This is a genomic window from Pseudosulfitobacter pseudonitzschiae, assembly GCF_900129395.1.
Lineage (GTDB): Bacteria > Pseudomonadota > Alphaproteobacteria > Rhodobacterales > Rhodobacteraceae > Pseudosulfitobacter > Pseudosulfitobacter pseudonitzschiae.
This window is the reverse complement of record NZ_FQVP01000005.1, coordinates 484677-497500: the sequence shown is the minus strand read 5'-3', so window position 1 is coordinate 497500 and position 12824 is coordinate 484677. Positions and strand designations below refer to the sequence as shown.

Below are 12824 nucleotides of genomic sequence, written 5' to 3'. Positions count from 1 at the left end.
CATCAAGCTCAAGGCGCTGATCCCATGAACCCCATCCTCAAGGCCGCCCTCTGGATGAGCGGGTCGATTGCGTCGTTTTCCGCGATGGCCGTGGCCGGGCGCGAAGTGGCCGCGCAGCTCGATACCTTTGAAATCATGATGTACCGTAGCCTTGTGGGTGTGGTGATCGTCTGTCTGGTGGCAGGGGTGACCGGCACGTGGCGACAGGTCAACACCCAACAGATGGGCACGCATCTGATCCGCAACGCGGCGCATTTCACCGGACAGAACCTGTGGTTCTACGCGGTGACGTTGATCCCGTTGGCGCAGGTCTTTGCATTAGAGTTCACCTCGCCGATCTGGGTGATCGTCCTGTCCCCTCTGATCCTTGGCGAACGGCTGACGTCGATGCGCGTACTGGCGGCGCTTTTGGGATTTGTCGGCATCCTGATCGTGGCGCGCCCCGACGTGGGCGCGATCAACGCAGGCGTGGTGACCGCAGCCAGCGCCGCGATCTTTTTCGCGCTGACCATCATGTTCACCAAACGCCTGACCCGCACGCAGTCGATCACCTGTATCCTGTTCTGGCTGACCACGATGCAACTGGTCATGGGGCTGGTCATGGCCGGATACGACGGCGATGTGATGCTGCCCTCAGCGACCACGCTGCCCTGGCTGGTGCTGATCGGGCTGGCCGGTCTGCTGGCGCACTTTTGCCTGACCAATGCGCTGAAAATCGCACCGGCCACCGTGGTTGTCCCCATCGACTTTATCCGCCTGCCGACCATCGCTGTGGTGGGAATGCTGCTGTATAAAGAAAGCATTGATATCTGGGTGTTTGTCGGTGCTGCGGTGATCTTTGCAGGCAACTATCTGAACATCTGGTTCGAAACCCGCCGCCGCTGATTGCGCAGCTTTCGGATCGTGCGCGCATGGCCTTGTTGCTAGGTCCGGGATCATGACTGAACAAAAATCGATATCAGGCCGCGCATGGGCTGAAATGCTGCTGCTGGGGTTGATCTGGGGCGGGTCGTTCCTGTCGATCCGCGTTGCACTGGATGAAATCGGCCCGTTGACCGCTGTGGCACATCGCACCGGTTGGGCGATGGTCGTGCTGTGGATCGTGGTTCTGCTGCGCCGTATTCCGGTGCCGCACGACCCGAAGGTCTGGGGCGCCTTCGTGATCATGGGCCTGCTGAACAACGTGATCCCCTTTGGCCTGATGGCCTGGGGACAGCTGCACATCGCCAGTGGCCTGACCTCGATCTTTAACGCGGCGACGGCGATCTTTGGGGTTGTGGCAGCGGCGGTGTTCTTTGCGGACGAACGTATGACCGCGCGTCGCGCCATCGGCGTCACCCTTGGCTTTGCGGGCGTTGCAACAGCCATCGGTCTGGACAGCCTGCACAATTTCGATCTGCAAAGCCTGGCCCAGCTTGCGGTCCTCGGGGGGGCCGCCAGCTATGCGCTGGCCGGTGTCTGGGCGCGCAAGCATCTGGGCGGCTTGCATCCCGTGCTGGCCGCTGCGGGAATGCTGACCGGGTCCAGCCTGATCACCCTGCCCTTGGCCTGGCAGGTCGAGGGGCCGATCACGCTGGCGTTGGCGCCCGATACGCTGGTCGCCATCGCCTATTACGCGATCATCGCAACGGCCGGTGCCTATCTGCTGTATTACCGCATCCTGCAGATGGCGGGCAGCGGCAACCTGATGGTCGTGACATTGTTGATCCCGCCCGTTGCCATCACCCTGGGCGCGTGGGTGCGCAGCGAAACGCTCGGGCCGCAGGCCTATGTCGGCTTTGCCTTGCTTGCCTTGGGGTTGGTGGTGCTGGATGGCCGCACCTGGCGCGCGATACATGCGCGGCTGGTTGACCGAAGACTCCCGCATAGATAGCATTATTCCAAGGTTCGGACCGACGTTCACGCCCTAAGTCTGCGGCAGATTAACCTTGCGTCAGGCAACCAATCTTGCCCACGCGTCAACATTGACGCAACGCCGTTCTCTACGCTTAATTTCATTTGTCTTCGCCAAATGTTTTTCGCGAAGCAACTTCTGGGGAGGAGTGACATGACAGTAAAGACCATCGCCATTGCGGCGCTTCTCGGCTCGGCTTGCACGGCGCAAGCGGGCGGCATCGACCGTTCGGGCCAATCCATTCTGGCCTTGTTTGAAAGCGGGCGTTACGCCGAATTCAGCCTTGGGTCCGTATCCCCCGACACCTCGGGCAATGCCGTGGCAGCCTTGGGTGGTTTCGGGTCGGGCGACATGACATCCAGCTTTTTGCAACTGGGCGCGGCCTACAAGGCCGACATCAACGACCGGCTCTCCTATGCCATCATCTATGACCAGCCCTTTGGCGCGGATGTGGATTATCCCACCGGCACGGGCTATTTCGCGGCCGGCTCCCAAGCCGAATTCGAATCCCACGCAATCACCGGCCTGTTGCGTTACAAGTTCCAGAATAACTTCAGCGTTCACGGCGGTCTTCGTGTTCAAAGCGTCGAGGCAACTGCCGCGGTGCCTTTCGTCGCCGGCTACCGTGTCAGCGGGGACCGGGACATCGGGGTCGGCTATGTCATCGGTGGCGCCTATGAGCGACCCGACATCGCGCTGCGCGTGGCGCTGACCTATAACTCGGGCATCAAGCACGATGTGCAAACATCCGAAAGCTTTGGTGGCGTCCCCATTCCGGGTTCGAACACCGAGATCGAGACGCCCCAATCGGTCAATCTGGATTTCCAGACCGGCATCGCCCAGGATACCTTGCTGTTCGGTGGCATCCGCTGGGCCGAATGGTCGGAATTCGACATCACGCCCATCGGCTATCAGGGGGCCACAGGCGGCGCGTCCCTGGTCAGCTACGACAACGATGTGTTCACCTACACGCTTGGCGTCGGCCGGCGGCTGAACGAAAACTGGTCGGTGTCGGCTTCGGTCGGCTACGAAAAATCCAACGGAGGCTTTGCCAGCAACCTTGGTCCCACCGACGGCTTCAAAAGTGTTGCGCTGGCGGCAGTCTATACCAAGGACAACATGAAGATCACCACCGGCATCCGTTACATCAATATCGGTGACGCCCAGACCGCGATCCCCGGCTTTGCGCCTGCATCGAACTTCGAGGACAACCACGCCGTCGCCATCGGCGTGAAAGTCGGCTACACGTTCTGATCCGACTTCCTCGGGAATGCCCTGAAGCCCGCAGCCCACACGGGCTGCGGGTTTTTTCGTGGGACAACAGCCTGAACTGGCGTCTTGTCCGGCGCTCGGTTAGGAACGTGGTCAAACAGATAACGGACCCCGATCGATGCTATACCCCGATGCCGCAAGCTGGCGGAACGCCAAGGAAAAACGTGTGCTTGTCTATGGCATGTCAGGCCTGGGCAAAACCCATATGTCGACCCTGCTGCGTGCCTCGGGCGACTGGTTCCACTACTCGATCGACTACCGCATCGGCACCCGCTACATGGGCGAATACATCGCCGACAACGCCAAGGCCGAGGCGATGAAAGTGCCCTTCCTGCGCGATCTGCTGATGACTGACAGCATCTACATCGGCTCGAACATCACTTTCGACAACCTGTCGCCCGTCGCCACCTACCTGGGCAAGCCGGGCAATCCGGCCATGGGCGGGCTGACCATCGACGAATACACCCGCCGCCAGGAACAGTTCCGCAAGGCCGAGATCAACGCCCTGCGCGACACCGCCTATTTCGCGGACAGGGGCCGTGCGCTGTATGGTTATCCGCATTTCATCTGCGACACCGGCGGATCGATCTGCGAATGGGTCGATGCCGACGATGATCACGATCCGCTGATGACCGAACTGTCGGCCAGCTGCCTGCCCGTGTGGATCAAGGGCAGCGAGGCGCACACCGCCGAGCTGATCCGCCGCTTTGACAAGGCCCCAAAACCGATGGCCTATCTGCCTGCCTTCCTCAAGCAGTGCTGGGAGGAATACCTTGCGGAATCAGGGTTGTCCGAACATCAGGTGAACCCTGACACCTTTATCCGCTGGACCTATGCCCGCGCGCTGGCCCATCGTCAGCCCCGCTATGAAGCCATGGCGCGCTGGGGTGTCACTGTGACCGCTGACGAGGTGGCCGCCATGAAAACCCCTGCGGATTTCACCGACCTGATCGCCACAGCCCTTGAGCGACGCACACAAAACCCTATCTGACCTTTCTCTGAACAAGACCGGACCCAAGCCAATGCCCATCAAGATCCCCGCCACCCTGCCCGCTTACGACGTGCTGACCCGCGAGGGTGTCATGGTGCTGGACGAGGAACTGGCCGCCAGTCAGGACATCCGCCCGCTGCGCATCGCGCTGCTGAACCTGATGCCCAAGAAAATCCAGACGGAAAACCAGTTCGCCCGCCTGATCGGCGCCACGCCCTTGCAGATCGAGCTGAGCTTGCTGCGCATGACCGACCACAACACCCGCAACACCGCCGCCGAACATATGGAGGCGTTTTACCGCCCCGTGTCCGAAGTGGCGGATGAAAAATTCGACGGGCTGATCATCACCGGCGCACCGATTGAGCACCTCGACTTTGAAGAGGTCGGCTATTGGGACGAATTGCAGCGCGTGATGGACTGGACCCAGACCAACGTGCATTCGACCTTTGGTGTGTGCTGGGGCGGGATGGCCATGATCAACCATTTCCATGGCGTGCAAAAACATATCCTCGAGAAAAAGGCGTTCGGCTGTTTCCGGCATCGCAACCTTGCACCTGCCTCGCCCTATCTGCGCGGGTTCTCGGACGACTGCGTGATCCCCGTCAGCCGCTGGACCGAAATGCGTCAGGCCGAGGTCGACAGCGTGCCCGCCTTGCGCACACTGCTGGGCAGCGACGAGGTCGGCCCCTGTCTGGTCGAAGATGTGGACCACCGCGCCCTTTATATCTTCAACCACTTTGAATACGACAGTGACACGCTGAAACAGGAATACGACCGTGACGTGGCCTCGGGCACCGAGATCAACGTGCCGCTGAACTACTATCCCAACGACGACCCAAGCCAGCCACCACAGAACCGCTGGCGCAGTCACGCACATCTTTTATACGGAAACTGGATCAACGAAATCTACCAGTCCACACCCTTTGATCTGGCCAAAATTGGGACGTAAGGCGTTGATAATCATTGCCGTTCTTGCGCTGGCCATGGTGGTCACCGTGCAAATCGCCGCGGGCTACCGCGAGGCACGGGCCGCGCGGACGCATCCGCCCATCGGACAGATGCTGGACGTGAACGGCACGCAGGTGCAAGCAATGGTGAGGGGCCAGGGCCCCGATCTGGTGCTGATCCATGGCGCCGGCGGCAACCTGCGCGACTTTACCTTTGATTTCGCCGAGCGGCTGACCGACCGCTACCGCGTGATCCTCTTTGACCGCCCCGGGCTGGGCTGGACCGACCTGCCCGATGATGCCGCCAGCGGCGCGTGGGCGTCGCAAGGCACATCTCCCCAGGCACAGGCCGCCCTGCTGCAGGCCGCCGCCGACCAGTTGGGCGTGCGCAATCCCATCGTGCTGGGCCACAGCTTTGGTGGCTCTGTCGCGCTGGCCTGGGCGCTGGCGCGGCCCGAGGATACCGCCGCCGTCGTGATGGTCGCGGGCGTCGCACAGCCGTGGCCGGGCGATCTGGGGCCGTTCTACACCGTTCTGGGCGCGCCATGGGGTGGCGCGCTGGTCGTGCCGCTGATCACCGCCTTTACCCCGCGCCCATACGTCAAGGACCGGATCGACAGCATCTTTGCCCCGCAGACCGCGCCCGAAGGATACGCTGACTATATCGGCGCAGGTCTGTCCATGCGCCGCACCACATTGCGCGCCAATGTGCGCCAGGTGAACACGCTGCGCCCGCATATGGTCGCGATGAAACCGCAGCTGCCGACCCTGACCATGCCGATGGAAATCGTGCACGGCGATGCCGACGACACCGTGCCGCTGGAGGTCCACTCGATCCCGCTGTCGCAGCAGGTGCCCGGCGCCAATCTGACCGTGCTGCCCGGTGTTGGACATATGCCACACCACGTCGATCCGCAGGCCGTGGTCGATGCGATCGACCGTGCTGCGCAACGTGCGGGTTTGCGTTAATCGTCACGCCGCACCATATTGATGTTAATGGAAATCACTTCACGGGAGCACGCCGCGTGACCAAACCCTTTGACGGCGCCATCAGCGCCTTTGCCGAAAGCGAAGCCCCCGAGCATATTCGCAAGACCATCGCGCGGGCCGACAAGGACGATATGCTGTCCGACAGCTATCCCCATTCCGAACGCATGTCGGGCAAAGCCTATGACAAGCAGATGGAGCGGTTGCAGATCGAACTGGTCAAGATGCAGGCCTGGGTACAGGAAAGCGGCGCGCGCGTGGCTTGTGTGTTCGAAGGCCGGGATGCCGCGGGCAAAGGCGGCACGATCAAACGGTTCCGCGAGAACCTGAACCCGCGCAGCGCACAGGTGGTCGCCCTGCCCAAGCCCACCGAAAAAGAGGCCGGAGAGTGGTATTTCCAACGCTACATCAGACGTCTGCCCAGTGCGGGCAACCTGTCGTTCTTTGACCGAAGCTGGTACAACCGCGGCGTCGTGGAAAAGGTGTTCGGCTTTTGCACCGACGCACAGCGCGCCCATTTCTTTCAACAGGTCCAGCCGTTCGAGGAGATGCTGGTCGAAGACGGCATTCACCTGTTCAAGTTCTGGCTGAACGTGGGTCGTGAAGAACAGTTGCGCCGGATGATGGACCGCGAGGCCGATCCGCTGAAGCAATGGAAGCTCAGCTGGATCGACGTCGAGGGCCTGAAGAAATGGGACGACTATTCCACCGCCATCCGCGAAACGCTGGACCGCAGCCATTCGGACCATGCGCCGTGGACCATCGTGCGCTCGGACGACAAGCGGCGCGCGCGGCTGGCTGCGATCCGCTGTGTGCTGCATGGGCTGGACTATACCAACAAGGACGCCCAGGCCATTGGCGAAATTGACGAAAAAATCTGTGGCGGACCGGACATCTGGGATGCCTAAACGCGGTTATCATCACGGCAACCTCCGACAGGCGCTGGTCGATGCGGCACTTGAGCTGATCGAACTCAGGGGTCCGACCGGCTTTACCCTGTCGGAGGCGGCAAAGCAGGCCGGCGTGACCCCCGCCGCCGTCTACCGCCACTTTGAGGGGCGCGAAGACCTGATCGCAGAAGCGGCCCTGCAAGGGTACGAAATGTTCGCCGACCTGATGGACTATGCCTATCAGTCCGGCCAACCTTCGGCGCTGGCAGCATTCGAGGCGACGGGGCGCGCCTATCTGGCCTTTGCGCGCAAACATCCGGGCCATTACATCTCGATGTTCGAAAGCGGCATCTCGATCAACCGCACCCCTGAACTGGCCGCTGCTGCCAACCGTGCCAACGGCGTTCTGGAAAAAGCGGCCGCCGATCTGTCGCAACACATCCCCGCCGACAAACGCCCCCCCGCGTCGATGTTCAGCGCCCACATCTGGGCAATGAGCCACGGCGTCGTCGAACTCTTCGCCCGCAACAGCCCCGGCCGCGCCAGCCCCTTCCCGCCCGAGGACCTGCTGGAAAGCGGTATCGGCATATACTTGCGCGGTTTGGGCCTGGTGGCGCCGGATAGGTGACCCCACAAAGTAAATCCTTGTGAAAAAAAGGTTTCCAACCTATCAACCTTAGGGAGAAACACATTTTAGTGAGTTCTCTTTAGCATGACCAATATCTTTTCCAACGCCACGATCACCCGCAAGGATCGCCTACGCGACCTGAAACGGCGTGAGCTAGGTTACTTCGATCTGAAATTCATCAAATCCGTCACGCCGGAACATCGCAGCGCCTGCATAGACCTGTTGGACCAGTCCAAATCGCAACTGCGACAAGATCTGTTTTCGCTGGCGCGACTAGATTTCAAAAAGAACGGTTTCTTCGTCGAATTCGGAGCCACAAACGGCGTTGATCTGAACAACACCTGGTTGATGGAAACCGCATTCGGCTGGACCGGCATCTTGGCTGAACCCGCCCGCAACTGGCAGGCCGAACTGACCGCCAACCGCGCATGCAAGATCGAAAAGCGCTGTGTCTGGCGCGCCTCGGGCGAAACGTTGCAATTCACCGAAGCCCCCCGTGGCGAAAATTCGGCGATTTCTACCTTTGTGTCAAAGTCTCGCAAATTGCGCGGCACTTCCTACGATGTCACGACGATTTCGCTGAACGATCTGCTTGCGGAACATGGCGCGCCTGAGGTGGTCGACTATCTGTCAGTCGACACCGAAGGCAGTGAATTCGACATACTGAACGCGCTGGACTTTGACCGCTGGTCGTTCCGCATTTTGACGGTCGAGCACAACTTTGCCCCGCAACGCGAAGACATCCATGCCCTGCTGACTTCAAAAGGCTATGCGCGCGTATTGGAAGACGTATCGCGCTTTGATGATTGGTACGTCAGAGCTGATGCGCGCAGCTGAGAATCTGCACTGAATTAGGGCGCTATGACCTTGATCTATCCTTGTCACACAAGGATGACGGGGTTTCGCATTGCATGATGCATTTCAGTACCTTAGTAAAAGACTCACTCAAAACCAGTCCTAGCAAGTCGCCAGACCAGCCAGGGACCTCCCACTGAAAGCACAATCATGACCACTAAAACCCTCCTCGGCGCGGGCCTCTCCGCGACGCTGCTTGCCGGTGCCGCCTATGCCCAAGACAACATCGCCGTTGGCGCCGACCCGATCTTTGATCCGGTTCAGGACCGCCCCGGCCTGTCGTGGACCATAGGCATTGCCGCCACTGCACGGTTCGCCACGTCGGATGATTTCGACCATGCCGAAAACGAAGTCGAAGGCTTTGTCGAACTGGCCTATTCCGGCTTTCACGGCGGGCTGACCATCACCACGCTTTACCAGGACCCGGCGGATGACGTGGAATACGAAGCCAACCTTGGCTACGGCGCGGAATTCGGCAATGGCATGTCGTGGGATCTGACCTATGGCTATATCTGGCTGAACAACACCGATGGCCACAGCGAAGAGATCACCGCCACGCTGGCCTTCCCCGTCACCGACAGCATTGATGGGGCCTTTGCCGTGATCGTCGACCCGGACACCGGCAAGAGCGATCAGGAATTCGCCTTTGAGGCACCGCTGAACGACCGCTGGTCGCTGGTGGGTCTGGTTGGCAACTCGGACCGTGACGACAACGTTTACGGCGAACTGGGTGCGGTCTATGCGATCAACGACAGTACCGCGTTCCAGGTTCTGTACGAAGACACCAACGACAGCGGCGGCCTGCTGGGCTTTACCGTGTCCTATGAATTCGGCGGCTGATCCAGCCACCACTTGACAGACAATTGGCGCGTGATCTTGTACAGATTGCGCGCCTTTTTGTACGTAAATTCCGAAAACGAAAAAACCCGCGCCGTGGCGCGGGTTTTTCCGAATATTCGCGGTGTAAGCCGGATTAACGCTTGGAGAACTGGAAGCTCTTACGCGCTTTCGCCTTACCGTATTTCTTACGTTCCACAACGCGGCTGTCGCGTGTCAGGAAGCCTGCGGCTTTCAATGCGCCACGCAGCGAGGGATCGTACAGTTGCAACGCCTTGGACACGCCGTGCTTGACCGCGCCGGCCTGGCCGGACAGACCGCCGCCCTTGACCGTTGCGACAACGTCGAACTGGCCTTCGACACCGGCAACCGAAAACGGCTGTGCCAGGATCATTTGCAGAACGGGACGGGCGAAATATGCGTTCATTTCCTTGCCGTTCACGGTGACCTTGCCCGAACCGGGTTTGATCCAGACGCGGGCAACCGCATCTTTCCGTTTGCCTGTGGCATAGGACCGGCCGAATTCGTCACGGACCGGCTCGCGCGGGGTCAGGTCGGTTTCGGTGCCTTGCACGCCGCCGACATTGTCGGTCACTGCAGCTTGCAGATCTTCGAGTGTGTTGATTTCGTCGGCCATGCTCATGCGCTCCGCGTGTTTTTCTTGTTCATCGACTTGACGTCGAGAACTTCGGGGTTTTGCGCTTCGTGCGGGTGTTCACCGCCAGCATAGACGCGCAGGTTGGTCATGACCTGACGGCTCAGACGGTTGCCGGGCAGCATCCGCTTGACAGCCAGCGTGACCACGCGTTCGGGGTGTGCACCTTCGAGGATCTGCTCTTTCGTGCGCGACTTGATCCCACCGGGGTGACCGGTGTGCCAGAAATGCTCTTCCTGGCGCTTCTTGCCAGTCAGTTGCACTTTTTCAGCGTTGATGATGATCACGTTGTCGCCCATGTCCATGTGCGGTGTGAACGACGGCTTGTGCTTGCCGCGCAGGCGGCTTGCGACGATCGAGGCAAGACGGCCCAGAACGATGCCTTCGGCGTCGATCAGGATCCATTTCTTGTCGATGTCCGCAGGTGTTGCGGTAAAGGTTTTCATTGCAGGAGTTTCCTGTTTGCTGTTGCGGGCCACGCAGCACGTGTCCCTGATATGCGATGGGCGGGTTATATAGCACGCGCAGGCACGGTCAAGCGGCGCAAATCTTTTATAACCATTGCAAATCAAATACTTACAAATAAGGTATTATTATACCCCACAGTTCAGACGTTGATTTGCTCGGGCGGATTGTCCAGCAACATGCGCAAACGTCCCGCGGCGTCTCTGAAAGTCTCCAGCCGCACACCTGCATTGATGGCAAAACGCACCGCATGGGGGCTGCGCGCGTCACGACAGGCGAATTCCTCGCCCGCGCGCACTTGCACGCCCTGCGCCTCGGCGGCTTGGCAAAATGCGGTGGCGCGCCAGCCTTCGGGCAGCGGCAGCCAGACAAAGGGCACGTTCTCGCTCCAACGCAGGTCGTAGCGGCCCAGAATGTTCACCGCCGCCTGCACATACTGGTTGATACCGGCCTGTACCTGTGCGGTCAGAGCGGGCAATTGCGGATGGGTCAGCAAGGCCGCAGTCAGGTCCAGGATCGGTGTCGGCAAGCCAAAGAACGCATGTTCCGCCGCACGGCGCAGCGGGGCCGCACGTCCATGCGGGGCAATGGCCATCCCCACCCGCAAGGCCGGCGTCAGCGATTTCGAGATCGACGAGACATACCAGCCGCGCTCTGGAGCCAGCTTGCGGTAGGACGGCGCCTTGGCCGCCGCGATCTGATAGCAATCGTCGTCGATGATTTGCAGATCGTGTGCGCGGGCCACTTCGACCAGTTCCAGCCGACGCTGTAGCGGTGTGAACAAACATGTCGGGTTGTGCACTTCGGGCGAGGTGCAGAAAATCTGGGCGTCGTGCTGGGCGGCGGCACGGGCCAGCGCCTCGGGGATGACACCATGCGCGTCCATCGCGACCGGCACCACATCGGCGCGCACCAGATCGGCGGCGCGGCGGAAACCGGGATAGGACAGCTCTTCGACCAGCACCACGGGCTTGCGCCCTTTCAACAGGGCTTGCATGAGCAGCACGATGGCGCTTTGTCCCCCGTTGGCCAGCACCACATCGCCCTGATCCATATGGCCCAACTGCGCCCCTGCCAGCCATTTCACCACCGCTTCGCGTGCAGGACGGGCGTTGGTGCGGTCGGGATAGTGCATCATGCCGGACGGTGGATCGCGGGCAATGTCGGCCAGCAAGTTGCGGATCAACTGCGCCTGCCCGACGCTGGGCAGATGCGGTGACACCATGTTCACCCGCCAGTCCTGCGCCTCGCGGTTGTGGGCGGCGCTGTCGACCTCGATTGGCGGTGCGAACAGCGCATCGTCATCCACGGGCGGTGCCACAAAGGTGCCGCGCCCGACTTCGGCGTTCAGCAATCCTTCGTCGGTCAGGATCGTATAGGCCCGCGCCACGGTGCCCGGTGTAATCTTGAGTTGCCAGGCAAGATCGCGCACCGGAGGCAGCCGCGTACCCTGGGTCAGCGTCCCCTCGGCCACGGCCGCGCGGATGATCTGCGCCACCGCCTTATACTTGGGGCCCGCTTCTGTCGCGAGCGTATCCGGCCAAATTGTATCCATTACAATGTTTCCATAGATTCTTTGTACCCGCTTTTGTATCAATAATCATGGCAATAACGCCAAATTGTGTCAATACAATTCATCGGAAGAACCAAAGGAGATTTCCCATGACACAGACAACTGCCCTGTCCGCCGACGCCCTGGCCCACCTGCGCGATACGCGCACGCTGCCGGTCATCTCTGTTGTTGCGATCAATCTGGCCGTTGTCCTGTCGAAATGGGCCACTCGCCGCCGCACGCGCCTGGCTTTGGGCCAGTTGACGCAACAGCAGCTGAACGATGTGGGGCTGACCCCGCACGTGGCATATACTGAGTCACGTCGGGTTTTCTGGCGCGCGTAACTTCCCTGTGACGCACGACAGACCTCTTCCTTGCCGCCGGGTTCGCCCCGGCGGTCTTTTCATTTCTGATCGCTATTTTTGCGGGATCGCGTAGGTCAGGCTGGCACGGGCCACCGGCGCGTCCATACCGTGCGAATGTATCAATACATCCGTGACCGACAGCAGCTTGCCCAGCTTTAAAACCGTGGCACTGGCCACCAGATCGACGCCCGCCGCCGGTTTGCGCATGAAGTCGATGGAACAATTCGTGGTCACCGCCAGCGCCTTGGGGCCGACCAAAGCCAGCGTCGCCAGATAGGCCGCCACATCGGCCAGCGCGAACATCGACGGCCCTGACACCGTGCCACCGGGCCGCAAGTGGCGTTCATCCACCACCAGACGGACCCGAATCTTGCCGCCCCCCACCTCTTCGACCACGAAATCATTCGCAACCTGATCGAATTCGACCACCAAAAAGGCCATCAGATCTTCTGCGCTCATCACCGTTTGCATGGCTTTCCCTCTGTC

At 60.6% G+C, this 12824-nt stretch carries 15 protein-coding genes; 11 read left to right on the top strand and 4 right to left on the bottom strand.

What is annotated here, in order from left to right; translation table 11 throughout:
- The first annotated feature begins 24 nt into the window (after positions 1-24).
- From BUC08_RS17045 to BUC08_RS17000, 10 genes are all read left to right on the top strand, one after another.
- Positions 25-885: a DMT family transporter gene (locus BUC08_RS17045; RefSeq protein ID WP_037928778.1), complete on the top strand. Its 861-nt coding sequence runs from the start codon at positions 25-27 to the stop codon at positions 883-885.
- Between the two features lie 52 nt (positions 886-937).
- A complete protein-coding gene (locus BUC08_RS17040; RefSeq protein WP_037928780.1) occupies positions 938-1873 on the top strand; it encodes a DMT family transporter in 936 nt (311 codons plus the stop codon).
- A gap of 174 nt (positions 1874-2047) precedes the next feature.
- Positions 2048-3148 carry an OmpP1/FadL family transporter gene (locus BUC08_RS17035; RefSeq protein WP_037928782.1) on the top strand — a complete coding sequence of 367 codons (1101 nt, stop codon included), beginning with the start codon at positions 2048-2050 and terminating at the stop codon, positions 3146-3148.
- Positions 3149-3284: 136 nt separating this feature from the next.
- Positions 3285-4157: a hypothetical protein gene (locus tag BUC08_RS17030; protein WP_037928784.1), complete on the top strand. Its 873-nt coding sequence runs from the start codon at positions 3285-3287 to the stop codon at positions 4155-4157.
- Positions 4158-4188: 31 nt separating this feature from the next.
- A complete protein-coding gene (metA, locus tag BUC08_RS17025; protein WP_037928786.1) occupies positions 4189-5106 on the top strand; it encodes a homoserine O-acetyltransferase MetA in 918 nt (305 codons plus the stop codon).
- A gap of 34 nt (positions 5107-5140) precedes the next feature.
- Complete coding sequence (locus tag BUC08_RS17020; protein WP_051694580.1) at positions 5141-6073, top strand: alpha/beta fold hydrolase; 933 nt, start codon at positions 5141-5143, stop codon at positions 6071-6073.
- A 56-nt stretch (positions 6074-6129) separates the two neighbouring features.
- Positions 6130-6999: a polyphosphate kinase 2 gene (gene ppk2 / locus BUC08_RS17015; protein ID WP_037928788.1), complete on the top strand. Its 870-nt coding sequence runs from the start codon at positions 6130-6132 to the stop codon at positions 6997-6999.
- Positions 6992-7609, top strand: coding sequence for a TetR/AcrR family transcriptional regulator (locus BUC08_RS17010; RefSeq protein ID WP_037928790.1), 618 nt, complete (start codon positions 6992-6994; stop codon positions 7607-7609). The genes ppk2 and BUC08_RS17010 overlap by 8 nt, the downstream gene beginning before the upstream one ends.
- 84 nt (positions 7610-7693) lie before the next feature.
- Entirely contained in the window at positions 7694-8446 is a 753-nt protein-coding gene (locus BUC08_RS17005) for an FkbM family methyltransferase (protein ID WP_037928794.1), read from the top strand.
- A 168-nt stretch (positions 8447-8614) separates the two neighbouring features.
- Positions 8615-9304 carry a hypothetical protein gene (locus BUC08_RS17000; protein ID WP_037928797.1) on the top strand — a complete coding sequence of 230 codons (690 nt, stop codon included), beginning with the start codon at positions 8615-8617 and terminating at the stop codon, positions 9302-9304.
- A 133-nt stretch (positions 9305-9437) separates the two neighbouring features.
- Here the strand turns inward: BUC08_RS17000 and rpsI are convergent, their stop codons facing one another.
- From rpsI to BUC08_RS16985, 3 genes are all read right to left on the bottom strand, one after another.
- A complete protein-coding gene (gene rpsI, locus BUC08_RS16995; protein ID WP_028957351.1) occupies positions 9438-9938 on the bottom strand; it encodes a 30S ribosomal protein S9 in 501 nt (166 codons plus the stop codon).
- 2 nt (positions 9939-9940) lie between these two features.
- Positions 9941-10402 (bottom strand): 50S ribosomal protein L13, encoded by a 462-nt coding sequence (gene rplM, locus BUC08_RS16990; protein ID WP_028957350.1) that lies wholly within the window; start codon positions 10400-10402, stop codon positions 9941-9943.
- A gap of 161 nt (positions 10403-10563) precedes the next feature.
- Entirely contained in the window at positions 10564-11976 is a 1413-nt protein-coding gene (locus tag BUC08_RS16985; RefSeq protein WP_037928798.1) for an aminotransferase-like domain-containing protein, read from the bottom strand.
- A gap of 107 nt (positions 11977-12083) precedes the next feature.
- Here BUC08_RS16985 and BUC08_RS16980 point away from each other — a divergent pair, with 107 nt between their 5' ends.
- The gene (locus BUC08_RS16980; RefSeq protein WP_037928799.1) at positions 12084-12317 is read left to right on the top strand and encodes a DUF1127 domain-containing protein; all 234 of its coding nucleotides are present in this window, start codon (positions 12084-12086) and stop codon (positions 12315-12317) included.
- A 72-nt stretch (positions 12318-12389) separates the two neighbouring features.
- Here BUC08_RS16980 and BUC08_RS16975 read toward each other — a convergent pair whose 3' ends face one another.
- Positions 12390-12809, bottom strand: a complete 420-nt coding sequence (locus BUC08_RS16975; RefSeq protein WP_037928800.1) for a PaaI family thioesterase — start codon at positions 12807-12809, stop codon at positions 12390-12392.
- Positions 12810-12824: the final 15 nt, after the last annotated feature.